The sequence below is a fragment of the Pseudomonas sp. GM33 genome (assembly GCF_000282295.1).
Lineage (GTDB): Bacteria > Pseudomonadota > Gammaproteobacteria > Pseudomonadales > Pseudomonadaceae > Aquipseudomonas > Aquipseudomonas laurylsulfatiphila.
In genome coordinates, this window is the sequence record NZ_AKJO01000068.1 from 61,038 (window position 1) to 86,966 (window position 25,929).

Sequence of the window (25,929 nt, forward strand, 5' to 3'; positions counted from 1 at the left end):
TTGCCGCGCCTAGTCTTAAAGCTGATCAAACCGTGGGTGATGCCATGAACACCAAGCGCCCTGCCTGCGCGGCGCCTGCCCTCGAAACGCCCGCGCCCGCCGCCAGCCAGACGTACAGCTACAGCAACTTCCGCCCCACCGAAACGGAAAGCGTCGAATCGGACAGCACCGCGCTGGCCGAGGAAGTCGCGTTGGCAATTGCCTATAACGGCATCAGCCAGGCGGTCATGCTGGTAACGCCAACGGATCTGGAGGACTTCATTGTCGGCTTCAGCCTGGGCAGCGGCATCATCCAGGACGCCACGGACATCTACGACCTGCAACTGACCGGCTCGGGCTCGGCGCAATACGCGCAAGTGACCATCGCCAATCGCGCCTTCTGGAACCTCAAGCAGCAGCGTCGGCAACTGGCCGGCACCAGCGGTTGCGGGCTATGCGGCGTGGAAGCGGTCGAGCAGGCCTTGCCAGACCTTCAGGTATTGCCCGGTGCTCCGCTGCCACCCGTTGAATGGCTCGATGGCCTGCGCCAGCGCATCGGCGCCTTCCAGCCGTTGGGCCAGCATTGCGGTGCGGTGCACGCAGCGGTGTTCATGAACGATCAGGGCGAGTTGCTGATGGGCCGCGAAGACATAGGCCGACACAACGCCCTCGACAAGCTGATCGGCGGCCTTGTCCGCCAGAACATCCCGACCGCCGGCGGGCTGGCGATTGTCACCAGCCGCTGCAGTCTCGAATTGATCCAGAAAGTCCTGCGCGCCGGCATCCAGACCCTGGTCAGCCTGTCGTCGCCCACGGGCCTTGCCGTGCAATGGGCTCGGCGCCACAACCTCAACCTCATCCATTTGCCACAGAAGAATGCGCCGCGGGTGTACAGCCCAACGTTGGAGAATCAAGCGTGAGTCAACACCGTCAAGCCGACCAGACCCCCGTCCCTCGCTACAAGCCCTACAAAGGTCCTGCCGGTGGCTGGGGTGCTCTGATCAGTGTGGCCCAGGCCTGGCTGACCAGCGACAACGCACTGAAAAACCTGCGCATCATGCTCAAGACCAACCAGAACGGCGGCTTCGACTGCCCGGGTTGCGCCTGGGGCGATTCTCCGGAAAAGGGCATGGTGATGTTCTGCGAGAACGGCGCCAAGGCGGTGAACTGGGAAGCGACCAAGCGCCGTGTCGATGCCAAATTCTTCGCCAGACACAGCGTCACTTCATTGCTGGAGCAGAGCGACTACTGGCTCGAATACCAGGGTCGCCTGACCGAGCCGATGAGCTACGACGCCGAAACGGACCGCTATAAACCGATCAGTTGGGACGACGCTTTCGCGCTGATCGCCAAACACCTGAACGGCTTGTCGAGCCCGGACCAGGCCGAGTTCTACACCTCGGGCCGTGCCAGCAACGAAGCGGCCTATTTGTACCAGCTGTTCGTGCGCGCCTACGGCACCAACAACTTCCCTGACTGTTCGAACATGTGCCACGAGGCCAGCGGTGTGGCGCTGTCGCAAAGTGTCGGCGTCGGCAAAGGCACCGTGACGTTCGACGACTTCGAACACGCCGATGCGATTTTTGTCTGGGGCCAGAACCCCGGCACCAATCACCCACGCATGCTCGAACCGCTGCGTGAAGCAGTGAAACGCGGTGCACAAGTGGTGTGCATCAACCCGCTCAAGGAACGCGGCCTGGAACGTTTCCAGCACCCGCAGCACCCGATCGAAATGCTCACCAACGGCGACAAGCCGACCAACACCGCGTTCTTCCGCCCAGCCCTGGGCGGTGACATGGCGATCATGCGCGGCATGGCGAAATTTCTCTTGCTATGGGAACGCGACGCACAGAAAACTGGTGCACCCGCGGTGTTCGACCATGCCTTCCTCAATGAGCACAGCGCCAATGTGCTGGAGTACCTGGCGGTCATCGACGACACCCCGTGGGAGCAGATCGTCGAGCAGTCCGGCCTGACCCTGGTCGAGATCGAGCAGGCGGCGCGCATGTACGCCAAGGGCAAAAACGTCATCATGTGCTGGGCCATGGGTATCACCCAGCATCGCCATTCGGTGGCGACCATCCAGGAGATCGCCAACCTGATGCTGCTGCGCGGCAACGTTGGCCGCCCGGGCGCCGGCCTGTGCCCGGTGCGGGGTCACAGCAACGTGCAGGGCGACCGGACCATGGGCATCAACGAACGTCCGCCGGCAGCCTTTCTCGATGCCCTGGAGCGCCGCTTCCAGTTCAAGGTGCCACGCCACAACGGCCACAACGTGGTCGAGGCGATTCATGCCATGGCCGAAGGCCGGGCGAAAGTCTTCATCGGCCTGGGCGGCAACTTCGCCCAGGCCACGCCAGACAGCCCGCGCACGTTCCAGGCGTTGCAAAGCTGTGACCTGACCGTGCAGATCAGCACCAAGCTCAACCGCAGCCATTTGACCCACGGCAAGGACGCGTTGATCCTGCCATGCCTGGGCCGCACCGACATCGATATCCAGAACGAAGGCCCGCAAGCGATAACCGTCGAAGACTCGTTCAGCATGGTCCACGCCTCCAATGGCCAGTTGCAGCCGCTGTCGAACCAGATGCGCTCGGAACCGGCGATCCTGGCCGGCATCGCTGCCGCGACCCTGGGCAGCCACCCGGTGGACTGGAACTGGCTGGTAGCCGACTACAGCCGCATCCGCGACCTGATCGCCGAGACCATTCCCGGCTTCAACGACTTCAACGAGAAGGTCAAGAATCCCGGCGGTTTCTACCTGGGCAACAGTGCCGGTGCACGCCAGTGGAACACCGCCTCGGGCCGGGCCAATTTCCGCCCGAACGCACTGCCCAAAGACCTGGTGCACGAACGCACCCGCGCCACCGGTGTACTGCCGGACCTGATCATGCAATCGATGCGCTCCCACGATCAGTACAACACCACGATCTACGGCCTGAATGACCGCTATCGCGGGGTGAAGGGACAACGCGACGTGTTGTTCGTCAACGAGGCCGACATCATTCGCCTGGGCTTCAAACCGGGGCAGAAGGCTGACATCGTTTCGCTCTGGGACGATGGTGTCGAACGTCGGGTGAAAGGCTTCACACTACTGGCATTCGACATCCCCGCCGGGCAAGCGGCGGCGTACTACCCGGAAGTGAATCCGCTGGTGCCGCTGGAAAGCACCGGCGATGGCAGCCATACCCCGACATCGAAGTTCGTGGCGATCCGGTTGGAGGCAGCGAGCGAGACCGGGTTGATCATGGCCAGGTCTGCTTAACGCTTCGCCTGAGCCGGCCTCTTCGCGAGCAAGCCCGCTCCCACATTGGATCTTCAGCGAACACAAATTTTGTGAACGGCAGAGATTCAATGTGGGAGCGGGCTTGCTCGCGAATACGGTAGATCAAACAACAAACTTTCCGAATTCTGCACTTTCCTTTCACCCACAAAAAAGGCCGTTCCCTCATGAAAACGGCCTTTGCGAAGTAGTAAAAGACCGGCAAAAAAACGATAAGTTCCGCCCAAAAAACAGTAACTTGCAATATTGTATACAAGTCGTGTTATTCGTCGGATTTCGATTGTCACGCCCATTCCAGAGCCTCAGGATCGCGCCGTCATCCCCTTGAGGTTCCTCCATGAAGTTCTCCTCGATTCTCTTGTTGTCCCTTGGCCTGGTCAGCGGTTTCGCGTCTGCTGGCGGCACCACCGAAGCCGGTGTAGGCGGCGCATTGGGCGGGGTTCTAGGCTCGGTCGTCGGTCAGTCGTTAGGCGGCAGTACAGGTTCCACCATCGGCGCGGCCCTGGGCGGCGCGGGTGGTAGTGCCGTCGGCGCAAACAAACACAGCCGTGGCGAAGCGGCCATTGGCGGTGCGTTGGGTGCAGCGGGCGGTAACGTGGTCGGCCGCAGCGTGGGCGGCACCACCGGCAGCCTGATCGGTGCCGCAGCAGGCGGCGGCGCCGGTGGCGCGCTGGGTAACTACATGGGCAAAGAGTACGATAATGATGACGACGATCGTGGTTCGTATCGCGGCCATGGTGATCGTCGTTACTACCGTGACGGCCATCCAGGCCGCGGTCATGCCTATGGCCATCGCAAGCACCACCACAGGTACTACCGCGACTAAGGCCTCGAGCGCCTCGCTGATCAGTACAACAAAAATCGCAGCCCAAGAGCTGCGATTTTTTTTGCCTTACTGAACCACCAGACGCTCCAGCGCCCCGCGTAACCCGGCAGGAATCGCCACGGGTTGATTCGACGCACGATCGACAAACACATGCACGAAGCGCCCTGCCGCACAGGCTTCATCCTCGCCTTGCTTGAACACGGCCAGTTCGTACTGCACCGAACTATTGCCCAACTTGCCCACTCGCAGACCGATCTCGATACGGTCCGGGAACGCGATGGAAGCAAAGTAATCACAGGAGGAGCTCACCACGAACCCCACCACCTCACCGTCATGGATATCCAGGCCACCGACTTCGATCAGGTAAGTGTTCACCGCCGTATCGAAGAAGCTGTAATAGGTGACGTTGTTGACGTGACCGTAGGCGTCGTTGTCGTGCCAGCGGGTGGTGATGGGTTGGAAGTGGGGGTAGTCGGTGCGTTGGGGCATTGGCGTTGATTCCTGGAGTTGGTTCGCCAGTCTAAGGCGAAAACCGCGTTATCGTTCTTCGCGAGCAAGCCCGCTCCCACTGTGGATCTCTGCCGTACACAAAATCTGTGTTCACCGAAGATCAATTGTGGGAGCGGGCTTGCTCGCGAAGGCGCCCTTGCAGGCGCCACATCAATCAGTTGTCAGCAAAGCCCTTGCCCGCCGCCGCCAACTCGCCAATCAACCGCGCCGGGGTCCAGTGATCACCCTGAAGCGTCTCAAGATCCATCAGGCGCCGATGGATGTCCGCCAACCCCTGCTGATCCGCCCAGGCCATCGGCCCGCCCTTGTCCGCCGGGAAACCGTAACCGTTGAGGTAGACCAGATCGATATCCCGAGCCGATCCGGCAATGCCTTCCTGCAGGATCTTCGCGCCTTCGTTGACCAGTGCCAGCAAGCAGCGCTCGAGAATCTCCTCCGGGCCGATCTCGCGACGCTGAAACCCTAGTTCTTCACTGACTTGAAGCACCAGTGCATCGACCTGCGGATCGTGCTCGGCCTGACGGCTGCCAGGTTCATAGTGGTAAAAACCGTTGCCATTCTTTTGGCCGAAACGTTCCATTTCGCACAGTCGGTTATCCACCTGAACTTCAGGCGCGTCCTGCCCGACACCGGACAGTTGCCGCGCTCGCCACTGCAGGTCGACGCCCACCACGTCGAACATGCGGAATGGCCCCATGGCGAAACCGAACCCTTGCAGCGCTGCGTCCACCTGGTAGGGATAGGCACCTTCCAGCAGCATTTTCCGCGCCTCGAGCACATAGGTATTGAGCATGCGGTTGCCGATGAAACCGTCACAATTGCCGGCCACTACACTGACCTTGCCCATGCGCTGGCCGAGCGCCAGCGCCGCGTCGAGGACTGCCGGAGCAGTCTGCGCGCCACGGACGATTTCCAGCAGCTTCATGATGTGCGCCGGGCTGAAGAAATGCAGACCCAGCACTTGCTGTGGCCGGCGTGTGACGGCCGCGATAGCGTCGATGTCCAGCGCCGAAGTATTGCTCGCCAGAATCGCCTCAGGCTTGAGCAGGCCATCGAGTTCACGGAAGATTTTCTGCTTGAGCTCAAGGTTTTCGTACACCGCTTCGATGACCAGGTCGACATCGCGGATGGCCACATAACCATCGGCCGCCGTTACCCGCGCGATACGGGCGTCGGCTTCTGCCTGATCAATGCGGCCCTGACGCACACTGTGGGCATAGGTGTCCGCCACGGTTGCCATGGCCTGTTCCAGCATTTGCGGATTGTTGTCGACCCACTGCACGGCCACCCCGGCGTTGGCCAGGCACATGACAATGCCACGGCCCATGGTGCCCGCGCCGATGACGGCGGCGCGCTGAATATTCGACGGTGTCTGGCTCATGTTTTGTTCTCTTGTTGGCGATCCGAAGACAGCCATCACCATAGTCAGCCACTGCACATTTTTGAAATTTATTCCTGTGATGAGCAACATTCAGCGGATGGATATAGCCCTTTGAGTACACCTTAAATCCCTGTGGGAGCGAGCTTGCTCCGGGCGGCGTTCCGACGATGGCGATTTGTCAGTCACCATCACTGTTGAATGTGCCGGCCTCATCGCGAGCAAACTCGCTCCCACAAGGGTTGTGGTTCAGCCTGCCAGATGCCGCTCGGCCCAACTGCGTACCCCGGCGTACGGATAATCTTCCAGCGCCGCAAACCCGGAAATCGCCCGCACCTTCAGTTTGGTGAACAGCGGTACGCTGATCCCGCACAGAAACCGCGTCACGCGTTCAGCCGAAGGCACGTTGCCCGTGTGCTGCTCGTGCCTGTGGATAAAGTCGCCACACAACGCCTCGAAATTTTTATCCACAAGCGCCGGCAATTCCGGTGGCGCCGGTAGCCGCGCGATCTGCCCATGACACACCGAACAATGGCCACATTGCTGCGGAGCATTGTGGTCGCCGAAATACTCGGCCAGGCGATAGCCCAGGCAACGGTCGGTGGCGAACAGATCCAGCATCGCGTGAATCCGCGCGATCTCGGTGTGTTCATGCCGAGTGAAATAACGGTGCAGCTCTTCGCCCAACGCGGCGCTGTCGAACCCGCTTTGCAGCACGCTGTAGACCTCGGTCATCTGCTTGCTTTCGAGCTCCACCCAACCCTTCTCCTGGAAGTAGTCCAGCGCCTTGACCACCCGACTGCGCTCGGCCTGGTGCTGCTCGTGCAACGCCTCGAAATTCACCGTGGCCCAGGTCCGGGCGCGGCTGGAAGTCTGGATGATCGCAGCGACAAAATCCCTGCGCTCACCTTCAAAACGCGCCAACAACGCCTCGGGCTCCTCCAGATACTTGAAGCGATACTCGGCGTAGTACGCGTAACGCGGGGCGATCAACCCGCGCAATTCAAGTTGCACCAGCAAGGTCTTGAGCGGCAATTGGCGAATATTGCTCTGATCCGCCAACGGCCCCAGCAGAAACTCCCACTGCCCTTCGAGTGCTGCGGCCTGCATCTCGTCCAGCATGCAACGGATGCCATCAAGCTCGGGGGTGTCGCCGTAGACGAAGTTCTCCAGCACGTTGAGGCTGTCGCGGTTGGCCAACACCAGGCAGTCCGACGGCTGCCCGTCACGCCCGGCGCGACCGATTTCCTGGCTGTAGTTTTCGATGGATTTGGGTAGGTCGAAATGCACCACGTTGCGGATGTCGCTTTTGTCGATGCCCATGCCGAAAGCGATGGTGGCGACGATGCAATTGGACTGCCCGCCCATGAAGCGACGCTGAATCGCTTCCCGTTGATCATGGGGCAACCCGGCGTGATAGGCCTCGGCCTGAATGCCGTTGTGGTTCAGGTGTTCGGCGATGTGTTCCGCCGTTTTCTGCAGGGTGACGTAGACGATGCTCGGCTGGTCCGCACGCCGGCTCATCCACTCGACGAGGCGTCGGCGCTTGTCCACTCCACGAACCGGCTCCACCAGCAAATTGAGGTTCGGGCGATAGAAACCGGTGGTCACCACATCGTCGGCCGCGATGGCGAATTTCGCCTGCATGTCGGCGATGACTTTGGGCGTCGCTGTTGCGGTCAGCAACAGCACCTGAGGGATATTGAACTGGCGTTGATAGTCGGGAAGCTTGAGGTAGTCCGGGCGAAAGTTGTGCCCCCATTCGGAGATGCAATGCGCCTCGTCCACCACCAGCAGCGAGATCGGTACTTGCTGCAGAAAATGCCGGAAGCGCTCGTTCTTCAGGCGTTCCACCGAGATCATCAGAATCTTCAGTTCGCCGGATTTTGCCCGAGCCATGACGTCGCTGGCGTCTTCGCGACTCTGGGCCGAATCGATACTGCCCGCCGAGATGCCGTGGCGTTGCAGGAATGCCAGTTGATCCTGCATCAACGCCAGCAACGGCGAGACCACCAGCGTCAGGTGCGGCAGCAACAGCGCCGGCAATTGGTAACAAAGGGACTTGCCGGAACCGGTGGGAAATATCGCCGCCGCCGAACGCCCGGCCAACACGGCACTGACGGCCGCCTCCTGACCGGGTCGAAACTGTGGATAACCGAAAACCTGTTCCAGGGTGTTGTGCATAAGCTGTCACTCCATTGACCGCTGCGGAGTCAAAAGCCTAGCCGGCGATTGCAGCGAGTCGAGAAAAGGTCGGGGGCAAAAACGATACGGGATGATACAGCGTCCCGACCCAGCGATCCCTGGCCATAGGTTGAAACACAGAAGGCACTTTGCCCACTGATCTCGGCCTTTCGTCAGCCGGTATGGTTTACCGCCATCAACTTCCGCCAGGTGTCCATCATGCAGGAAGCGTGAGATACGCGGATCCTTATCAAGGAACGACCATGCCCCAAAAACACTTTTTTCCGCTGGCCTGCACGCTCGCACTCCCCCTTCTTTTGAACGGATGCCTGACCGTCCCGGAACAGCCTTCCCTGGACACGGCAGCCTTTGAAACGCCGGAGTATCAGGCCCAAAAAGGTCTGGCGATTGTCAACGCATCAAGTCTTTATGCCCGCGGCGGCACCGGCCAGGGTGTGGCTGTCGCACTGATCGATTCGGGTCTGAACAGTAGCCTGCCGGCGTTTCGAGGAAGGCTCCGTGATCCGGGTTTTGACCATGTCGAGAATCAGGTCGGCACTTTTGATCGGGTCGGCCACGGCACCCAGATGGCCGGCATCCTCGCAGCCAACAAGGATGACCAGGGCATGCACGGCGTCGCGTTCAACGCACAGCTGATCCCCTATCGCTTCGGCGACGATAACGAACCCTTTTTCTTCGATGGTGAAATCGCTCAGTCCTGGCAAGCAGGTTTCGACAAGGGCGCGCGCATTCTCAACAACTCGTGGGCCAACGCCATTCCTGCGACCGAAATCAACGAGGCGCGTTACAAGCAAGTCATGCCGCAGTCACTGGTGACCGCGCGCAAACTGGTTGAGGACGGCGCCGTCTTTGTTTTCCCTACCGGCAATGAACTGAAACGAGAACCCTTGGCTGAGCCCGGCTTACCACTCGCTATACCCGAATTGGAAAAAGGCTGGATCGCGGTGGTTGCGTTGAAAAACGACGGCAGCGCCATCAATGCCAAATCCAACTATTGTGGCGTGGCGGCAGCCTGGTGCATTGCTGTACCGGGTGGCGACGCCGGTGCAGGGCAAGGCCTGCTGACCACCAACAGGGATGGCACCTACACCCAGACGGCTGGCACCTCGCCTGCTGCCGCGCTGGTCAGCGGAGCATTGGCGGCACTGCAAAGTCGTTACCCCGAGCTCACTGCGCAGCAAGTGCGCGAGCATCTGCTGGCGACGGCGAACCGGACTGGCCTCTATGCCAACAGTGAAGCCTACGGTAGAGGCTTGATGGATCTGGAAGCAGCCTCGCGCCAAGCGCCAAAGGTCATGACCGAGTAAGTCTGTATGGGTCGTTCGGCAGCGTCGAGATACCCTCGCCAGTCTGAACCACCCACACGACTCAAGCCCCTTGTGGGAGCGGGCTTGCTCCGGGCGGCGCCCCGACGAAGAGGCCAGCACAGCCACTGTTAGACTCGAAACACCCGACATCGTCCGAAGCACCCTCTACCGAGATTTACTGCGAAACAACTGAGAACGCTGTAAGCATTTTTACTTTTCGCCATTTCACGTTGAAAACCCACCAACAACCTGTAGTCCCCTTCCTCCAAATATGACAAAACCCTTACAAAGCCTGTCGATCTCAGCCGTCTTGTCCCCCAACGCCATCCCCTCCTATAGTTTCCTGCGCGGCTGAAAACAGTGTCTCGGCCTGCCGGGAACACTTGCCGATTTCGCAAAGGACGCACTCAATGAAAAACCCCGACTCACTGACAGCCCGCTACCACCCGCTAAAGACCCGCTACAGCGAAACCCCGGTGCTGGTCATCGATACCGAGGCCGACCCCTACGAGATCCTCGACGCCGCCCGACAACGTATCCGCGCCGCCAGCGACCTGCTCGAAACCCTTTATTGCACCTGTTTCAAACAGGCCGAAGCGAGCGACATCCCCAATATCGTCAGCGCCCTGTACTTGCTGACCCAGGACGGCAACGACCTGCTCGACATCGCCCGGCAACGCTTGCCGAAACACGTTGCTAGTTCCACCACAACTCCCTGTGGGAGCGGGCTTGCTCGCGAAAAACGATAACGCGGTGAGCCAGATGAAAAACAAAATACCCGATACCCAAGAACCGCTCGTACAAGCAGCCTACGACGCATGGTTCAAAGCCCAAGTACAAGCCGGCCTAGACGATTCCCGTCCCTGCATTCCAAATGAAGAAGCCAAACGCTTGATGGCAATCAAACGCGAAAAATTGCGCAAGAGATAAGCCCGTCAGCAACGCCCTATCAAAGCTTCGGCAAGGTCCTACAAAACAAGACACCTTGTCGGCTATCGATGACCAGTCACTCAATCCTATAGTCCGGGCTGTCGCTGCCAAATCAGCGACTCGGGCTTGGTCACCCGAATGGAACACATAAACGCGTCCGTTGTATGCTGCCGGCACTCAAGTGTCTGCACGCTTTATGGTGGCTGTGTTTGGGACGCCTTCGAGCGTGCCGGTTTTGTGTGTTCTCCCGGTTGACCAACCCGAACACAGTCCGCCTCCCATCGCTTGGTCACGATGGCGGTGGTTTCATCCAAAGCATTTGAGAATACATAAAATGAACAAATGGAACCCGTTCACCAACGAACGCTATCTCCCACTCCACACCAATCTCACCGATTCCCAGCCCCTGATCATCGATACAGAGGCCAACCCCCAAGACATCCTCGAAGCCGCCCTCCAACGCATCCGGGCCTCCAGCGAGCTGCTGCAAACCCTGTACTGCCAATGCTTCAAACACGGCGACCTCGAAGACATCCCCCACATCACCCACGCCCTCTACCTCCTGACCCAGGACGGCTGCGACCTGCTCAAAGTCGCCCAGCAACGAATGCTCAACTGGAAAGCTCCGGTCTGACGTTGCGTGAAGATCAGTTCCCATGTTCTGCATGGGAACGATCAAAACAACAAAATCTGATCCAACGGACAAAAAGCATGGAAAGCCGTCATCGAGCGCAGGAGGAACCATGAGCAAGTTTTTTAATGAGCTAATGGAAAGCGTGCAACAGATGAACGAGATCCTGCGGGATGAACGTCAGCCTTCCCCGCGACCTGAAACATTGCGCCCAGGAACGATCAAGTCAGTCGCTCCTTCCTCTCGCGATCGGCAACCCATAAGATCCGCCCAAGCCCAACCGGACAACCCGCAATGAACCTCGCCCCCAACTTCCCGGACGACCACGTCATGCAACTGCTCATGCAGTTGCTGCACGAAGAACTCGGCCTGCCCGAGCGCAAAACCATCAGCCTCAGCACCTCGATCAACTTCGACCTGGGCTGCAACGGTGCCGATGCACAGCATTTGATCGAAACCCTGGAAAACCACTTCGCCATCGAGTTCGTGGATTTCGACAGCTATCGCTATTTCCAGCCCGACGGCTACGATGTATTTCTCAAGCGCAAAGCCAAGGGTCGCGGCGACAAAGTGCCATTGACCATTGGCATGCTCTACCGGGCCATCAAGGCCCAACACTGGGACACGCAGGCGCTGGAAGGCTTGTAACGTCCACGGCGCATAACGATAAGGAAATCGCGGGGACGTGTTGATGGGGGTTGTTGGCCGCCTTGCTGTGGGGCGGCACGGATTTTCTGGTGGGGCTCAATGCCCGCGCGGTGGGGTTCAAACGCGCCGTTTATTTCGGTCAGGCGCTGGGGCTTGTGCTGGTGTTGGTCGGGGCGTTTGTCCTGAATCTGAAAACCTGAAACGACGCGCACGAAAAAGGCCGCCCCGAGGGGCGGCACGGCGCCACAATAAAAAATGTGTCGCGCCGATGAGATGGAGCGCAACTGCGGGATACCAAACCAACCCGTATCGTCAGTGCAAAGGTCGAACAACTTTGGCGAAAAGCAAAGAATATTGCCCTCACTACTTATCGATACTTAATTCGACGTGTAATGACCAAGAGTTAAACATCATGAATCATCAACTCATGTAACGCAGGACTGCCGCACTAGAATGACCTTGATAATTAACAGCGCCGCTAACGAGAATTAATCCATTCTCTTGGATCCTGGCACACCGCCCATAACCGACATCGGGGAACCAGATTATTCCGTCTAACGACGATTCATGACCAAATTCGACATCCGGCGTGCCATCTTCATGATAGCGACCCACAACCCCCAGCTCCCCGCGCGGGCTATACCAAGTTCCAGCCACAACTATTTTATTATCTTTTTTTTGCACCGCACCTGAATAAAATTCAAGCTCATTTTGTTTTGCAATAACTTTATAGATTTCAGGACTGCCATCTTCTCCAAGCCGTACTATTACTGCATTTGATAGAGTACCACCGCCGAAATGAGGTGGAGGCGTTCTTCCAAAGCCATAAATTTTCCCAGCTGGAAGAATAGTGACCCCCAAAATCTCTAACTCTTTGATGTGCTCAAGTACAAAAAACCCTTTTCCTTTAAAGCTCTCGTCCTTGAAGCCACTCATATCGTAACGCGCAAAAATTCCAGCTGAAATAGTATCTTGGCCATCTTCAGTCAACTTGGTGCAATAACCAGACACAATAAGTTTTTCACCCCCCATCGTTTCCTGGATACCTAACCCCGTAACTCGCATCATTCGCCAAGGTTCAGGCGCAGTAATATCTATGAAACCTTTCCCTTGAAAACTGAGGTCGAGATCTCCATTGGCTGTAAGGCAAATAAGCTGATGCCGATTCCCCCTTCGATTAGTATGGACCAGCAAAATCTTGCCATCCGCCAACAAAACCATGTTCGATTGACCGAAGGCGCCTGATGACCTGACACTGCTTTCAGGTATGAATTCTTCCTTATCAGCTTCATGATCTTTAGAAGGATCAAGAATTTTCACCCCATTTTCCCCAAAGGCTTCATCAAGACTTCCATCCATATTGAACCTTGCTAACGCTGCTGACCGATAGTCAAAATCTCCCGAGATTACAATTTTTCCATTCTTTTGCACTGCTACACTGAATACTTGCGAATCAAAACCAGGTGAGAATTCACCGGTAATTACACCCCCCCAAAAGATGCATCAAGCTTACCACCCTCTGTAAGGCGTGCTAAAAAGTACTTCTTCAACTCCCCAGCCCTTACTCGAGTCGTGCCGGCGACATAAACAAAATGTTGATACCCGTTCCTCCCTTCCGCCATAGCGTTTAAATATCCGTCTATCTGAAGATTGCAAATACCCTTTTCACCATAACTTTGATCAAGCTCACCGGGACGCTTCATTAAATCCGTCATTATGTTATCTCCATTTTTACGCCACCCAGAAAATGGGTGACCATAAAATTAGAGACGTAAACACAGATCAGCGTCTACTGTAAGTTCTAACAGCAAACAAGATCAGATGGCGATTATGGAAGGTTCAAAATGTAATAAGCGCCCTACCAGAGAGCGAATAAGACATTAATAATTCAGACATAAAAAAACGCTCAATGATGCATTGAGCGTTTTTTAATTGTTTGCCCCTTTGCGGAGCAATACTAGACAGCCAAGTTAAATCTTTGGACCCGCAGCCTTGATCGCGTCGCTCACTTCGAACTTCTTGAAGTTCTCGATGAACAGGCCGGCCAATGCTTTGGCGGCTTCGTCGTAGGCGGCTTTGTCGGCCCAGGTGTTGCGTGGGTTCAGCAGGCCAGTCTCAACGCCCGGTACGGCCACTGGCACGTCGAGGTTGATGGTGTCCAGGTGCTCGGTCTCGGTACCGATCAGCGCGCCGCTCTGGATCGCTGCGATCACGGCACGGGTGGTCGGGATGTTGAAGCGTTTGCCGACGCCGTAGCCACCGCCGGTCCAGCCGGTGTTGACCAGGTAGACCTTGGAGCCGAAGCCGCGGATGCGCTTGATCAGCAGCTCAGCGTATTCGCCAGCCGGACGCGGGAAGAACGGTGCGCCGAAGCAGGTGGAGAAGGTCGACTTGATGCCGCTGCCCGAACCCATTTCAGTCGAGCCCACCAGCGCGGTGTAGCCGGACAGGAAGTGGTAGGCCGCTTGTTCTTCGTTGAGGATCGACACTGGCGGCAGCACGCCGGTCAGGTCGCAGGTCAGGAAGATCACAGCATTCGGCTCGCCACCGAGGTTCTTCTCGGAACGCTTGGCAACGTGCTCCAGCGGGTAGGCGGCGCGGCTGTTCTGGGTCAGGCTGACATCGGCGTAGTCGGCGTGCTTGGCGTCGTCGATAACGACGTTTTCCAATACCGCGCCGTGCTTGATGGCTTTCCAGATAACCGGCTCGTTCTTCTCGGACAGGTCGATGCACTTGGCATAGCAACCGCCTTCGATGTTGAACACCACGCCTTCGCCCCAGCCGTGTTCGTCGTCACCGATCAGGTAACGGCTTTCGTCGGCGGACAGGGTGGTCTTGCCAGTGCCGGACAGACCGAAGAACAGGGTCACGTCGCCTTCTTCGCCGATGTTGGCGGCGCAGTGCATTGGCAGTACGTCGGCAGCCGGCAGCAGGAAGTTCTGCACCGAGAACATGGCTTTCTTCATCTCACCGGCGTAACGCATGCCGGCGATCAGCACTTTCTTCTGTGCGAAGTTGATGATCACGCAGCCGTCGGAGTTGGTGCCGTCACGCTCTGGCACGCACTCGAAGTTGGCAACGTTGAGGACCTGCCACTCGTCACGACCCGCCGGGTTGTACTGAGCCGGGTTGATGAACAGGCAACGGCCGAACAGGTTCTGCCAGGCAGTCTGGGTGGTCATCTTCACGGCCAGGTAGTGCTCGGAAGCCGCACCTACATGCACGTGGGAAACGAAATGCTCTTGCGCGTTGTTGAAAGCTTCAACACGGTCCCACAGGGCGTCGAACTTGTCGGCCGGGAACTTGCGGTTGATCGGGCCCCAGGCGATGGCGCCCGTGGTGCTCGGCTCATCAACGATGAAACGATCGACTGGTGAACGGCCGGTACGGTGACCGGTACGAACAACCAGTGCGCCGGTATCGGCAAGCTCGCCTTCACCGCGATTGAGGGCTTCTTTAACCAGATCATCAACACTCAGATCGGTGTACACGGCATTGTTGGCTTGCGTCATGAGGTTCCCCGTCGGCCAGTGGCCGAGTGCTCCAAACGTTTTTGTAGTAGAAAGTCGTGCACTACTACCGCGAAAAAAGTGGGCCGGATTATGCCAGAAAAGCCCAAAAAAAGTAGGCCCCTCCTGTCGTAACGGCGTTAATCCGGCGGTAGCCAGTGAATTTACCTGCGCTGAACCGTTTTAGTGACGGGTATCTGACGGCGTCTCGACACCCGCGCCGGCGAACAATTGGGTGACATCGGCGGCATCGAACAGGTAGCGCTGGTTACAGAACTGGCAATCGATTTCGATGTTGCCACCGTGCTCGACCACCAATTGCTGCGCATCTTCCACACCCAGACTGACCAGCGCATTGGCCGAACGTTCGCGCGAGCAGCTGCAACGGAAGCGCAACTTCTGTACATCGAACAGACGCACCTGCTCGTCGTGGTACAGGCGATGCAACACGGTTTCGTTGTCCAGGCCCAGCAGTTCATCGGCGGTCAGCGTGCCGCCCAGGGTGGTGAGGTGCTGCCAGCTGGCGGCGCGCTCGTCTTCGTCCTTCAAACGGTCGGCAGGCAGCTGTTGCAGCAACAGGCCACGGGCGCGACGGCCGTCGGCGTACAGCCAGAAACGCGTGCCGACTTGCTGGGACATGACGAAATAGTTGGTGAAGCATTCCGACAGGGTGGCACCGTCGAGGTCGACGATGCCCTGGTAACGCTGGCCCTGAGTCGGGTCGATGGTCAATGCAAGTACGCCGTCCGGCATCAGATCGGCCAGGGTCGCGTCAGGTGCGATACGGTCCGCTTCGTAACGGGCCAGGCCACGGATCTCGCGCTCGCTGGAGCACTCGATCATCAGCAGCGGGATCGGGCCTTCGGAACGGGCTTGCAGAATCAGCAAGCCATCGAACTTCATCGCGCCGACCAGCAACGATGCAGCCGCCATCAGCTCGCCGAGCAGTTGCGCGACCGGCTCCGGGTAGGCGTGTTTGGCCAGGACTTCGGCGTAGCTGAGCTCCAGCGAGACCAGCTCGCCACGGGTGTCGCTGTCATCGAAGATGAAGCGTTGGGTGAAGTCGTTATCCGGTAGGTCAGTCATTAGTCTGGGTATCTGAATGGGTAGCAATGGGTTACAACGGTGAAAATCGCGCGTTGGCAGGCACCGTTGGGTGCGCAAGCTCAGTCATGTCCGGCATTTTAGGAGCAATCCGCGGTTTGCTCCAAGCAAGGGGGCGATGCGCAATCCTTGCCCGCTGATGCTACCGGCCTTTTGGTTATGGCCTATGGATCAGAGGCTGTGGTGATTTTCGACGAGTGGCTGTTCAACCGCTCGATGTGCCGCTGGCGAATCCCACGATATGGTTGCTGACCGGGGCAATTGCAAGAGCCCTTGAAAAGATCGCAGCCTTCGGCAGCTCCTACAGGGATCCGCGCAAACCCATGTAGGAGCTGCCGTAGGCTGCGATCTTTTAGCCATCGTTGCTGCTGCCACGAAACTTGAACAGGTCCCGCCGCTGCTTCTTGCTCGGCTTGCCATCGGTGCTCACGCCCAGGGCGCCTGCCTTGCGCTCGGCGGCGGCGTTTTCGCGCTTGGCGATGCTGGCTTCCGTTTCGGCGTAGAGCATCTGTGCCTCCGGTGCACCACGGCGCACGATCGACAACGCCTGGACCACCACCGTGCGCTCCTCGAAACCGGTGCGGATCACAAACTCGTCGCCGACCCGTGGCTCTTTACCCGGCTTGCAGCGTTCGCCTCGGCAATGCACCTTACCGCTTTCAATCGCCGCCTTGGCCAGGGCGCGGGTCTTGTAGAATCGTGCAGCCCACAACCACTTATCGAGGCGGACTTTGTCGTCCTCTTCGTTTTTTTGTGCCATGGAATTTCCTCATTCTGAAATATTGGTGAACTGTACTACCGTTTCTGACGTACCAAGAATTTCACCGGCTCGGATTACAATACCGACATTCCATAACCTCCTTGGGAGGCTGGAAATCCGGGCCGTAGATATCTGTCGCCTTTTAATCATTATTCTGCGTGAATACCGCGAATCCGGCCGCATGCGGCCCGAGCGGTTTCTACCGGTTGAGCACTTTTGAAGACATTTGACCATTTGACCGTTGTCGGTCTGCGCGAGTGGGTGGCGCTCCCGGATTTGGGAGTCGCCGGCCTTCGGGCAAAAATCGACACCGGTGCCAGCACCTCAAGCCTCCACGCCACCGACATCGAGCTGTTCGAGCGCGATGGTGAGCAGTGGGTGCGTTTTACCGCCCACCTGGGCTCCGTCGTACAACTGCGCCACCGACGCTGCGAAGCACCGTTGGTGACGATGAAAACCATTAAAAGCTCAAACGGTCACGCGCAGGTGCGATACGTGATCAGCACCACCCTGGCCCTCGGTGATCGGGTCTGGCGGGTGGAGTTCACGCTCGCCTGCCGCAAATCCATGCGTTATCGCCTGCTGCTCGGCTCCAAAGCCCTGATCCACGGCCAGTTGGTGGTCAACCCGGGCATCAAGTATGTACAAGACAAGCCGGTGTTCCCGGTATCTACCTCCTCCACAGGTGTTGCATGAAGATCGCTGTGCTGTCGCGGAACCCGCGTCTGTATTCCACCCGCCGCCTGGTTGAAGCCGGTACTGAACGCGGCCATGAAATGGTGGTGGTCGACACCCTGCGCGCCTACATGAACATAGCCAGCCACAAGCCGCAGATCCACTACCGCGGCAAGCCGCTGGAAGGTTTCGATGCGGTGATTCCACGGATCGGAGCGTCCGTGACCTTTTATGGCTGCGCCGTGCTGCGCCAGTTCGAAATGATGGGGGTGTTCCCGCTCAACGAATCGGTAGCCATTGCCCGCTCGCGGGACAAGCTGCGTTCGCTGCAATTGCTGTCCCGTCGCGGGATCGGCTTGCCGGTGACCGGGTTTGCCCACTCCCCCGATGACATCCCCGACCTGATCGAAATGGTCAACGGCGCGCCGCTGGTGATCAAGGTGCTGGAAGGCACCCAAGGCATCGGCGTGGTGCTGTGCGAAACCGCGACTGCCGCTGAATCGGTGATCGAGGCGTTCATGGGCCTCAAGCAGAACATCATGGTTCAGGAGTACATCAAGGAAGCCGGTGGTGCAGACATTCGCTGCTTCGTCGTCGGGGACAAGGTGATTGCGGCGATGAAGCGCCAGGCCAAACCCGGCGAGTTTCGCTCCAACCTGCATCGCGGCGGCAGCGCGAGCCTGATCAAGATCACGCCGGAAGAGCGCATGACGGCGTTGCGTGCAGCCAAGGTCATGGGGCTGGCGGTGGCGGGTGTGGACATCCTGCGCTCCAATCACGGGCCGCTGGTGATGGAAGTGAACTCGTCACCAGGGTTGGAAGGGATCGAGACCACCACTGGCAAGAATGTCGCGGGGATCATCATTGAGCATCTGGAGAAGAATGGCGGGCCGAATATGACCCGGACCAAAGGCAAGGGGTAAAAGCAAAAGATCGCAGCCTGCGGCAGCTCCTACAGGGTACGCATTCCCATGTAGGAGCTGCCGCAGGCTGCGATCTTTTCAGCCCTTAAACCGCATCCCGCGGCAACATCAACCCCAACGGCAAGCGCACCCGCGCTTCCAGTCCACCGCCCGAGCGGTTACGCAGTTCAACATTCCCGCCATGCATCGAAGCAATCCGCTTCACGATCGCCAGCCCCAACCCGGTGCCCTTGCCGCCCCGGGCACGATCACCACGGGTGAACGGGTTGAAGATCGCTTCCAGTTCCGACGGATCGATCCCGGCACCACGGTCCATGACGCTCAGCACCACATACGGCGCGCTGGTGTCCCCGGACACGTATGCCGCCACCTCCACGCCGCTGCCGGCATGATGCAGCGCATTGCCGATCAGGTTGTTCAGCAGTCGTTTCATCGACACACGACGCAACGGAAACGGCTGAATCGGCTCCAGGCGCAGCCGCACTTTTTCTTCGGTCTGGTTATACGGCGCAGCGACTTCGCGGACCAGGTCGCTCAGGTCTACCTCCTCCACCGACTCGTCGCGCCCGTCACGAATGAACGCCAGGAACTGATCGAGAATCGCGTCCATGTCTTCGATATCGCGCACCATGTCGTCGGTCAGGTCGGTGCGATCGCCCATCAACTCCAGAGACAGACGCAAGCGGGTCAAGGGCGTGCGCAAATCATGGGAAACCCCGGCCAGCATCAGCTCACGCTCGCGACCTGCCTGCTCGACGTCTTCGGCCATCTGGTTGAAGGCGCGGTAAACCTCGGTCATCTCACTCGGCGTATCGCTGATCGGCAGGCGCACACTGCGTCCCTGGCCCAGTTGCCGCGCGGCATACACCAGACGTTTCAACGGTTGATTGAGCTGGCTGACGAAGATCCACGCAGACGCCGTGGACAGCAGACCGATAGCAAGGAACCAGCCGAGCACATTCCAGATTTTCTGGCCACGCAACGGGTGCGGATACAACGGCACTTTCAGCCAACCTTCACCCAGGCTCGGCGCACGAACCCACAATGCCGGGGGAGAATGCATGCGTAGTCGCACTTCGGTGTCCGGCCCCAGCTCGGTCTGCATCTGTCGCTGGTAAATCTCACTGTAAGGCCAATGTTGCTCGCCTTCCGGGACACCGGCGCCCACTACCCGAATCAGGGGTGCACTATCGGCGATCTTGGCGCGGTTCTCTTCATCAGCCGCCCAGTAGGCGCGCAGTACCAGGGCGACACCGTGGCTGTACTGGCGGTCCACCAGCACATCTTCGTTCATCAGCAGATAAACCAGGGTCAGCGCCTTGGAGAAGAGAACGACGATGAGCACCAGCCAAAGGGTGCGGGAGAAGAAGCTCTGGGGGAACCAAACGGGGGTTTTCATGGATAACCGTTAAACACTTGCAGGAGAGAGCGATGCTCGCATATTGCGGTTTGCGAGTCTGCGGACAGGATCGATTGATCCGGTGTCCGCACGACCCGCTCCTACAAATCGCCAATCACTTGGTGGCGGTACCATCCGGTACAAACACGTAACCCACGCCCCAGACTGTCTGGATATAACGCGGTTTGGAAGGATCGGGCTCGATCATCCGGCGCAGACGGGAGATCTGCACGTCGATGGAACGCTCCAGGGCATCCCACTCGCGGCCACGGGCCAGGTTCATCAGTTTGTCGCGGGTCAGCGGCTGACGCGCGTTCATCACCAGGGCCTTGAGCACAGCGAACTCGCCGGTGGTGAGCATGTGCACTTCTTCGCCACGCTTGAGCTCGCGGGTGGCCAGGGACAACTCGTAGTCACCGAAGGTCACGCTTTCGTCTTCGCTGCCCGGGGCGCCTGGCACCGGGGCCGACTGGCGACGCAGTACCGCCTTGACGCGAGCCATCAGCTCATCCGGGTTGAACGGCTTGGCCAGGTAATCGTCGGCGCCCAGTTCCAGGCCCTTGATGCGGCTCAGCTCGTCGCCCTTGGCGGTGAGCATGATGATTGGAATCTGGTTGTTCGCGTTGCGCAGGCGGCGGCAGGCGGTCAGGCCGTCTTCACCGGGCAACATCAGGTCGAGGACGACCAGGTTGAACACTTCGCGCGCCAGCAGGCGATCCATTTGCTCGGTGTTCGGTACGGCGCGGGCGCGGTAGCCCTTGCTGACGAAAAAACGTTCCAGCAGGCTGCTCAGCCCAGGATCGTCGTCAACGATAAGAATTTTCTCGCCTTCAGCAGTTTGTGCAGTGCTGCTCATTGGATGCTCCTTTGATCTCGGCGCGCATTATGGCGTAGCTGCCGTTATACGCACCGTGTGCATTGTTAGCAGATTTTTCCTTTAGTGCCAGAAAACCGGCCATTGCACCCGCAACCCGTGATGCCCCCGAACGACAGAACGCTGGTTATAATGCGCGGCCTTTTGTGTCAGGCAACATCAGACAGGTACTACAGGCAGACGCCATTTATTTTCATGGCGTCGGCAGTAATTGTTCGATTTCACGGGTCAACGGGATATCTTTTGATCCAGGTAGCGGCGCAGGCCAGGCCGCTCAACCAGACTCGCCGAGCCCTTATCCTTGAGCCTGCGAGCCTGCTTTCACAATTTGTCAGGTGGTTTTATGGACAGCATCAACAGCCGCATCGCCGAGGAACTCGGTGTACGCCCACAACAGGTCGAAGCGGCCGTCGCGCTACTCGATGAAGGCTCTACCGTTCCCTTCATCGCCCGTTACCGGAAAGAAGTGACCGGCAGCCTCGACGATACGCAATTGCGTCATCTGGAAGAGCGCCTGCGCTACCTGCGAGAACTCGACGAACGGCGCATCAGCATCCTTGCCAGCATCGAAGAGCAAGGCAAGCTGACGCCGCAACTTGAACGCGACATCAAGCTCGCCGACACCAAGACCCGTCTCGAAGACTTGTACCTGCCGTACAAGCAGAAGCGCCGCACCAAGGGCCAGATCGCCCTGGAAGCCGGCCTCGGCGAACTGGCCGACGGCTTGTTCAACGACCCGTCCCTGAGCCCGGAAACCGAAGCCGCACGTTTCCTCGACGCCGAAAAAGGCGTGGCCGATGTGAAGGCAGCCCTCGAAGGCGCCAAGTACATCCTCATGGAGCGCTTCGCCGAAGACGCCGGCCTGCTGGACAAGCTGCGCAACTACCTCAAGCAGGAAGCCACCCTCAGTGCCCGTGTGATTGCCGGCAAGGAGGAGGAAGGCGCCAAGTTCCGCGACTACTTCGAACACGACGAACCGCTCAAAAGCATGCCGTCGCACCGCGCGCTGGCGATTTTCCGTGGCCGCAACGAAGGCATCCTCAGCTCCGCGCTGAAAGTCGGCGACGAACTGCCGGGCACCATGCACCCGTGCGAAGGCATGATCGGCCAGCATGTCGGCATCCAGAACCAGAACCGCGCCGCCGACAAATGGCTGGGCGAAGTGGTGCGCTGGACCTGGAAGGTCAAGCTCTACACCCATCTGGAAACCGACCTGCTGGGCGAACTGCGCGATGGCGCGGAAACCGAAGCGATCAACGTGTTCGCCCACAACCTGCACGACCTGCTGCTGTCGGCCCCGGCCGGCCCGCGCGCCACGCTGGGTCTCGACCCTGGCCTGCGCACCGGCTGCAAGGTGGCGGTGGTTGATTCCACTGGCAAGCTGCTGGATCACGCCACGGTTTACCCGCACGTGCCGCACAACAAGTGGGACCAGACCATCGCCGTACTCGCGGCCCTGTGCGCCAAGCACTCGGTGGACCTGATCGCCATCGGCAACGGTACCGCCAGCCGCGAGACCGATAAGCTGGCCGCCGAGCTGATCAAAAAATATCCAGCGATGAAGATGACCAAGGTCATGGTCTCCGAGGCCGGTGCATCGGTTTACTCGGCGTCGGAGCTGGCTTCCAAGGAATTCCCGGACCTCGACGTGTCGATCCGTGGCGCCGTGTCGATTGCCCGCCGCCTGCAAGACCCGTTGGCCGAGCTGGTGAAGATCGATCCGAAATCCATCGGCGTCGGCCAATACCAGCACGACGTGTCGCAGCTGAAACTGGCCCGTGGCCTGGATGCAGTGGTCGAGGACTGCGTGAACGCCGTCGGCGTCGACGTGAACACCGCTTCCGTGGCATTGCTGGCGCGGATTTCCGGTCTCAACGCGACCCTGGCGCAGAACATCGTCAGCCACCGCGACGAGCACGGTGCGTTCAAGACCCGCGCAGCGCTGAAGAAAGTCGCGCGCCTGGGTGAAAAAACCTTCGAACAGGCTGCCGGATTCCTGCGCGTGATGAACGGCGACAACCCGCTGGACGCCTCCGCGGTACACCCGGAAGCCTATCCGCTGGTACAACGCATCGCCGCCGAGACCGACCGCGACATTCGCTCACTGATCGGCGACAGCGGTTTCCTCAAGCGCCTGGACCCGAAAAAATTCACCGACGAAACCTTCGGTCTGCCAACGGTCACCGACATCCTGCAGGAACTGGACAAGCCCGGCCGCGACCCGCGCCCCGAGTTCAAGACCGCCGAGTTCCAGGAAGGCGTCGAAGACCTCAAGGACCTGCAACTGGGCATGATCCTCGAAGGCGTGGTGACCAACGTGACCAACTTCGGTGCTTTCGTCGATATCGGCGTGCATCAAGACGGTTTGGTGCATATCTCTGCGCTTTCGGAGAAGTTCATCAAGGATCCGCGCGAAGCGGTGAAGGCCGGTGACGTGGTGAAAGTGAAGGTCATGGAAGTCGACATCCCGCGCAAACGCGTTGGCCTGTCGATGCGCATGAGCGACACCCCGGGCGAGAAAATCGACGGCGCTCGCGGCGCGCGTCCGGGGTCGGCGCCCCGCCAATCCCAGAACACTGCACCGCGCAAGGAAACCACGGCAGCAGCACCGAGCAACAACGCCATGGCTTCGCTGTTCGCCAATGCCAAGCAGTTGAAGAAACGCTGATGGACATTCCCGCCGGGCTGACCGAAAGCGCGTTTTTCAAGCTGCTGGGCTGCCGCTTGCACAGTCTGGAAACCGGGGTGGCGCAAGTCGCCCTGGCACTGGAGCCCGAACTGCGCAATCGCGGCGGCAAGCTCCACGGCGGGGCCTTGTTCAGCCTGGTGGACATTGCCATGGGGCTGGCCTGCTCCAGCACCCACGGCTTTGACCAGCAGAGCGCGACCATCGAGTGCAAGATCAACTACATCCGCGCCGTCTCTGACGGCGAGGTGATGTGCACGGCGCGGGTGATCCATCCGGGTCGCCGCACCTTGGTTGTCGAAGCCGATGTGATGCAGGGCGACAAACTGGTCGCAAAAGCACAAGGCACGTTCGCTGTCCTGTAGCTAGTCGTCATCAATTTGAGTTAATTTCAGCGCAAAGCAACTTGTGGGAGCGGGCTTGCCCGCGATGGCGGTGTGTCAGACCACATAAATGGTGACTGACACTCCCTCATCGCGGGCAAGCCCGCTCCCACAGGGAACGTGCAGTTCTTGAAAATCGGCATATGGCCTGTCAGGCTCAAAAACCAGGCGAAAACGCCAGTTTTAACTTCACCCTTGTAGACCGTCTTGCCCACCCCCATATTGGGGCGACTGACGCGTGAAGGAATCCAACTTGAGCGAACTTCTCAACCGCCGCCTGGCCCTGCTCGGCGAGCGCGCTAACCTCTCTCTGCTCGAACAGTGCCTTCACGGCATCGAACGTGAATGCCTGCGCGTGACCGGCGAAGGTCGCCTGGCGCAAACGCCGCACCCGGAAGAATTGGGTTCCGCGCTGACCAACGAACAGATCACCACCGACTACTCCGAGTCGCTGCTGGAGTTCATCACGCCAGCCCTGCCAGACCCGGCGGACACCTTGGCGAGCCTGGACAGCATTCACCGTTTTGCCTACAGCAAGCTCGGCAACGAGTACCTGTGGAGCCCATCGATGCCGTGCCCGTTGCCGGCCGAGGAAGACATCCCGATCGCCTATTACGGCACGTCCAACATCGGGCAGCTCAAGTACGTGTACCGCAAGGGCCTGGCCCTGCGTTACGGCAAGACCATGCAATGCATTGCCGGCATCCACTACAACTTTTCCCTGCCGGAAAAACTCTGGCCGCTGCTCAGGCAGGCCGAAGGCTTTGTCGGCAGCGACCGCGATTTCCAGTCGTCGTCCTACATCGCGCTGATCCGCAACTTCCGCCGCTACAGCTGGCTGCTGATGTACCTGTTCGGTGCGTCGCCAGCGCTGGATGCCGGCTTCCTGCGCGGTCGTTCGCACCAGTTGGAACAGCTGGACCCGCACACGTTGTACCTGCCGTACGCCACCAGCCTGCGCATGAGCGACCTGGGTTACCAGAGCAACGCCCAGGCCGGCCTGACGCCGTGCTACAACGATCTGGCCAGCTACACCGACAGCCTGCGCAAAGCGGTGGCCACGCCGTATGCGCCGTACGTCGAAGTCGGCACCCACCAGGATGGTGAGTGGGTGCAGCTCAACACCAACATCCTGCAGATCGAAAACGAGTACTACTCCAACATCCGTCCGAAACGCGTGACCTATACCGGCGAGCGGCCGATCCAGGCGCTGATGGCCCGGGGCATCCAGTACGTCGAAGTGCGCTGCCTGGACATCAACCCCTTCCTGCCGATGGGCATCGACCTTACCGAGTCGCGCTTCCTCGATGCGTTCCTGCTGTACTGCGCGCTCAACGACAGCCCGCTGCTGACCAACACCAGCTGCGGCAACGCGACCTCGAACTTCCTCAGCGTGGTCAAGGAAGGTCGTCGTCCAGGCCTGCAACTGCAACGTGACGGTCAGCCGGTTGATCTGAAGGAATGGGCCGGTGAGCTGCTGGAAAAAATCGCTCCGCTGGCAGCGATGCTCGACCAGAGCCATGGCGGCGATGCCCACAGCAAGGCGCTGGACGCCCAGATGGCCAAAGTCCGGGACCCGTCCCTGACGCCGTCGGCCCAGGTATTGGCGGCCATGGCCGAGCACAAGGAGAGCTTTGCCCAGTTCTCGTTGCGCCAAAGCCAGGCGCATGCCGAGTTCTTCCGCCGCGAGCCGTTGGCGGCTGAGGAACAAGCGCAGTTTGAAGAGCGGGCGCGTTCATCGCTGGCTCAACAGGCTGAGCTGGAACAGAACGAAGTCGGTGATTTCGATGTGTTTGTCGGGGCTTACCAGGCGAGCATTCTGGCAATCAGCAACTGAAGGTCCTTCGGACCTTATCGTCGGAACGCCGCCCGGAGCAAGCTCGCTCCCACAGGGTTCAGTGGTGTTTGCACGATTTGTG

At 59.2% G+C, this 25,929-nt stretch carries 23 protein-coding genes and 2 pseudogenes; 15 read left to right on the forward strand and 10 right to left on the reverse strand.

What is annotated here, in order from left to right; translation table 11 throughout:
- Positions 1 to 44: 44 nt before the first annotated feature.
- The 3 genes from fdhD (at position 45) to PMI26_RS20335 (ending at position 4,088) form a co-directional block, all read left to right on the forward strand.
- Positions 45 to 899 (forward strand): formate dehydrogenase accessory sulfurtransferase FdhD, encoded by an 855-nt coding sequence (fdhD, locus tag PMI26_RS20345; protein WP_007972842.1) that lies wholly within the window; start codon positions 45 to 47, stop codon positions 897 to 899.
- A complete protein-coding gene (locus tag PMI26_RS20340) occupies positions 896 to 3,244 on the forward strand; it encodes an FdhF/YdeP family oxidoreductase (protein WP_007972845.1) in 2,349 nt (782 codons plus the stop codon). The genes fdhD and PMI26_RS20340 overlap by 4 nt, the downstream gene beginning before the upstream one ends.
- Before the next feature lie 355 nt (positions 3,245 to 3,599).
- Positions 3,600 to 4,088, forward strand: coding sequence for a glycine zipper domain-containing protein (locus PMI26_RS20335; protein WP_007972847.1), 489 nt, complete (start codon positions 3,600 to 3,602; stop codon positions 4,086 to 4,088).
- Between the two features lie 66 nt (positions 4,089 to 4,154).
- Here PMI26_RS20335 and PMI26_RS20330 read toward each other — a convergent pair whose 3' ends face one another.
- The 3 genes from PMI26_RS20330 to PMI26_RS20320 all read right to left on the reverse strand — a co-directional run bounded on the left by PMI26_RS20330 (position 4,155) and on the right by PMI26_RS20320 (position 8,160).
- Complete coding sequence (locus PMI26_RS20330) at positions 4,155 to 4,577, reverse strand: acyl-CoA thioesterase (protein ID WP_007972849.1); 423 nt, start codon at positions 4,575 to 4,577, stop codon at positions 4,155 to 4,157.
- 175 nt (positions 4,578 to 4,752) lie between these two features.
- Complete coding sequence (locus tag PMI26_RS20325; RefSeq protein ID WP_007972851.1) at positions 4,753 to 5,979, reverse strand: 3-hydroxyacyl-CoA dehydrogenase; 1,227 nt, start codon at positions 5,977 to 5,979, stop codon at positions 4,753 to 4,755.
- 246 nt (positions 5,980 to 6,225) lie between these two features.
- Positions 6,226 to 8,160, reverse strand: coding sequence for a RecQ family ATP-dependent DNA helicase (locus PMI26_RS20320; RefSeq protein WP_007972852.1), 1,935 nt, complete (start codon positions 8,158 to 8,160; stop codon positions 6,226 to 6,228).
- Between the two features lie 263 nt (positions 8,161 to 8,423).
- Here PMI26_RS20320 and PMI26_RS20315 point away from each other — a divergent pair, with 263 nt between their 5' ends.
- The 7 genes and pseudogenes from PMI26_RS20315 to PMI26_RS31340 form a co-directional block, all read left to right on the forward strand.
- Positions 8,424 to 9,488, forward strand: a complete 1,065-nt coding sequence (locus PMI26_RS20315) for a S8 family peptidase (RefSeq protein ID WP_007972854.1) — start codon at positions 8,424 to 8,426, stop codon at positions 9,486 to 9,488.
- Positions 9,489 to 9,898: 410 nt separating this feature from the next.
- On the forward strand, positions 9,899 to 10,237 hold the full coding sequence (locus tag PMI26_RS20310) for a hypothetical protein (RefSeq protein WP_007972856.1): 339 nt from the start codon (positions 9,899 to 9,901) through the stop codon (positions 10,235 to 10,237).
- A 13-nt stretch (positions 10,238 to 10,250) separates the two neighbouring features.
- Positions 10,251 to 10,418: an antitoxin PaaA2 family protein gene (locus PMI26_RS20305; protein ID WP_338009683.1), complete on the forward strand. Its 168-nt coding sequence runs from the start codon at positions 10,251 to 10,253 to the stop codon at positions 10,416 to 10,418.
- Between the two features lie 334 nt (positions 10,419 to 10,752).
- Entirely contained in the window at positions 10,753 to 11,052 is a 300-nt protein-coding gene (locus PMI26_RS20300; RefSeq protein ID WP_007972861.1) for a hypothetical protein, read from the forward strand.
- Between the two features lie 109 nt (positions 11,053 to 11,161).
- Positions 11,162 to 11,239, forward strand: a pseudogene (locus PMI26_RS32285) (DUF1493 family protein); the annotation flags it as partial.
- Positions 11,240 to 11,343: 104 nt separating this feature from the next.
- Positions 11,344 to 11,697 (forward strand): DUF1493 family protein, encoded by a 354-nt coding sequence (locus PMI26_RS20295; RefSeq protein ID WP_007972863.1) that lies wholly within the window; start codon positions 11,344 to 11,346, stop codon positions 11,695 to 11,697.
- A gap of 50 nt (positions 11,698 to 11,747) precedes the next feature.
- A pseudogene (locus tag PMI26_RS31340) lies at positions 11,748 to 11,882 on the forward strand (EamA family transporter); the annotation flags it as partial.
- 235 nt (positions 11,883 to 12,117) lie between these two features.
- On the opposite strand, the gene PMI26_RS20290 reads toward PMI26_RS31340, so the two are convergent.
- The 5 genes from PMI26_RS20290 to PMI26_RS20270 form a co-directional block, all read right to left on the reverse strand.
- Positions 12,118 to 13,128 carry a hypothetical protein gene (locus PMI26_RS20290; RefSeq protein WP_081500951.1) on the reverse strand — a complete coding sequence of 337 codons (1,011 nt, stop codon included), beginning with the start codon at positions 13,126 to 13,128 and terminating at the stop codon, positions 12,118 to 12,120.
- A 50-nt stretch (positions 13,129 to 13,178) separates the two neighbouring features.
- On the reverse strand, positions 13,179 to 13,412 hold the full coding sequence (locus PMI26_RS20285) for a hypothetical protein (RefSeq protein ID WP_007972865.1): 234 nt from the start codon (positions 13,410 to 13,412) through the stop codon (positions 13,179 to 13,181).
- Positions 13,413 to 13,667: 255 nt separating this feature from the next.
- On the reverse strand, positions 13,668 to 15,209 hold the full coding sequence (locus tag PMI26_RS20280) for a phosphoenolpyruvate carboxykinase (protein WP_007972866.1): 1,542 nt from the start codon (positions 15,207 to 15,209) through the stop codon (positions 13,668 to 13,670).
- A gap of 180 nt (positions 15,210 to 15,389) precedes the next feature.
- Complete coding sequence (gene hslO, locus PMI26_RS20275) at positions 15,390 to 16,292, reverse strand: Hsp33 family molecular chaperone HslO (RefSeq protein ID WP_007972868.1); 903 nt, start codon at positions 16,290 to 16,292, stop codon at positions 15,390 to 15,392.
- A gap of 370 nt (positions 16,293 to 16,662) precedes the next feature.
- Complete coding sequence (locus PMI26_RS20270; RefSeq protein ID WP_007972869.1) at positions 16,663 to 17,070, reverse strand: RNA-binding S4 domain-containing protein; 408 nt, start codon at positions 17,068 to 17,070, stop codon at positions 16,663 to 16,665.
- A gap of 216 nt (positions 17,071 to 17,286) precedes the next feature.
- Between PMI26_RS20270 and rimB the strand changes: the two genes are divergently transcribed.
- Both rimB and rimK read left to right on the forward strand, forming a co-directional pair.
- Positions 17,287 to 17,766: a retropepsin-like aspartic endopeptidase RimB gene (rimB, locus tag PMI26_RS20265; protein ID WP_007972870.1), complete on the forward strand. Its 480-nt coding sequence runs from the start codon at positions 17,287 to 17,289 to the stop codon at positions 17,764 to 17,766.
- Complete coding sequence (rimK, locus tag PMI26_RS20260; RefSeq protein ID WP_007972871.1) at positions 17,763 to 18,668, forward strand: 30S ribosomal protein S6--L-glutamate ligase; 906 nt, start codon at positions 17,763 to 17,765, stop codon at positions 18,666 to 18,668. Before rimB ends, rimK begins: the two co-directional genes overlap by 4 nt.
- Positions 18,669 to 18,753: 85 nt before the next feature.
- On the opposite strand, the gene PMI26_RS20255 is transcribed toward rimK, so the two are convergent.
- Both PMI26_RS20255 and ompR read right to left on the reverse strand, forming a co-directional pair.
- Entirely contained in the window at positions 18,754 to 20,067 is a 1,314-nt protein-coding gene (locus PMI26_RS20255; RefSeq protein WP_007972872.1) for an ATP-binding protein, read from the reverse strand.
- Positions 20,068 to 20,182: 115 nt separating this feature from the next.
- Positions 20,183 to 20,923, reverse strand: a complete 741-nt coding sequence (gene ompR / locus PMI26_RS20250; RefSeq protein ID WP_007972873.1) for an osmolarity response regulator transcription factor OmpR — start codon at positions 20,921 to 20,923, stop codon at positions 20,183 to 20,185.
- Between the two features lie 361 nt (positions 20,924 to 21,284).
- On the opposite strand from ompR, the gene PMI26_RS20245 reads away from it, so the two are divergent.
- The 3 genes from PMI26_RS20245 (at position 21,285) to gshA (ending at position 25,847) form a co-directional block, all read left to right on the forward strand.
- On the forward strand, positions 21,285 to 23,609 hold the full coding sequence (locus PMI26_RS20245; protein ID WP_007972874.1) for a Tex family protein: 2,325 nt from the start codon (positions 21,285 to 21,287) through the stop codon (positions 23,607 to 23,609).
- The gene (locus PMI26_RS0129475) at positions 23,609 to 23,992 is read left to right on the forward strand and encodes a PaaI family thioesterase (protein WP_007972875.1); all 384 of its coding nucleotides are present in this window, start codon (positions 23,609 to 23,611) and stop codon (positions 23,990 to 23,992) included. The genes PMI26_RS20245 and PMI26_RS0129475 overlap by 1 nt, the downstream gene beginning before the upstream one ends.
- Before the next feature lie 271 nt (positions 23,993 to 24,263).
- On the forward strand, positions 24,264 to 25,847 hold the full coding sequence (gene gshA / locus PMI26_RS20240) for a glutamate--cysteine ligase (RefSeq protein ID WP_007972877.1): 1,584 nt from the start codon (positions 24,264 to 24,266) through the stop codon (positions 25,845 to 25,847).
- Positions 25,848 to 25,929 lie beyond the last annotated feature (82 nt).

What these genes read in the sequence shown, in the direction of transcription:
- fdhD (WP_007972842.1), top strand. Translation starts at nt 45, where the DNA reads ATGAACACCAAGCGCCCTGCCTGCGCGGCGCCTGCCCTCGAAACGCCC.
- PMI26_RS20335 (WP_007972847.1), top strand. Translation starts at nt 3,600, where the DNA reads ATGAAGTTCTCCTCGATTCTCTTGTTGTCCCTTGGCCTGGTCAGCGGT.
- PMI26_RS20330 (WP_007972849.1), bottom strand. Translation starts at nt 4,577, where the DNA reads ATGCCCCAACGCACCGACTACCCCCACTTCCAACCCATCACCACCCGC.
- PMI26_RS20325 (WP_007972851.1), bottom strand. Translation starts at nt 5,979, where the DNA reads ATGAGCCAGACACCGTCGAATATTCAGCGCGCCGCCGTCATCGGCGCG.
- PMI26_RS20320 (WP_007972852.1), bottom strand. Translation starts at nt 8,160, where the DNA reads ATGCACAACACCCTGGAACAGGTTTTCGGTTATCCACAGTTTCGACCC.
- PMI26_RS20315 (WP_007972854.1), top strand. Translation starts at nt 8,424, where the DNA reads ATGCCCCAAAAACACTTTTTTCCGCTGGCCTGCACGCTCGCACTCCCC.
- PMI26_RS20310 (WP_007972856.1), top strand. Translation starts at nt 9,899, where the DNA reads ATGAAAAACCCCGACTCACTGACAGCCCGCTACCACCCGCTAAAGACC.
- PMI26_RS20305 (WP_338009683.1), top strand. Translation starts at nt 10,251, where the DNA reads ATGAAAAACAAAATACCCGATACCCAAGAACCGCTCGTACAAGCAGCC.
- PMI26_RS20300 (WP_007972861.1), top strand. Translation starts at nt 10,753, where the DNA reads ATGAACAAATGGAACCCGTTCACCAACGAACGCTATCTCCCACTCCAC.
- PMI26_RS20295 (WP_007972863.1), top strand. Translation starts at nt 11,344, where the DNA reads ATGAACCTCGCCCCCAACTTCCCGGACGACCACGTCATGCAACTGCTC.
- PMI26_RS20285 (WP_007972865.1), bottom strand. Translation starts at nt 13,412, where the DNA reads ATGACGGATTTAATGAAGCGTCCCGGTGAGCTTGATCAAAGTTATGGT.
- PMI26_RS20280 (WP_007972866.1), bottom strand. Translation starts at nt 15,209, where the DNA reads ATGACGCAAGCCAACAATGCCGTGTACACCGATCTGAGTGTTGATGAT.
- hslO (WP_007972868.1), bottom strand. Translation starts at nt 16,292, where the DNA reads ATGACTGACCTACCGGATAACGACTTCACCCAACGCTTCATCTTCGAT.
- PMI26_RS20270 (WP_007972869.1), bottom strand. Translation starts at nt 17,070, where the DNA reads ATGGCACAAAAAAACGAAGAGGACGACAAAGTCCGCCTCGATAAGTGG.
- rimK (WP_007972871.1), top strand. Translation starts at nt 17,763, where the DNA reads ATGAAGATCGCTGTGCTGTCGCGGAACCCGCGTCTGTATTCCACCCGC.
- PMI26_RS20255 (WP_007972872.1), bottom strand. Translation starts at nt 20,067, where the DNA reads ATGAAAACCCCCGTTTGGTTCCCCCAGAGCTTCTTCTCCCGCACCCTT.
- ompR (WP_007972873.1), bottom strand. Translation starts at nt 20,923, where the DNA reads ATGAGCAGCACTGCACAAACTGCTGAAGGCGAGAAAATTCTTATCGTT.
- PMI26_RS20245 (WP_007972874.1), top strand. Translation starts at nt 21,285, where the DNA reads ATGGACAGCATCAACAGCCGCATCGCCGAGGAACTCGGTGTACGCCCA.
- PMI26_RS0129475 (WP_007972875.1), top strand. Translation starts at nt 23,609, where the DNA reads ATGGACATTCCCGCCGGGCTGACCGAAAGCGCGTTTTTCAAGCTGCTG.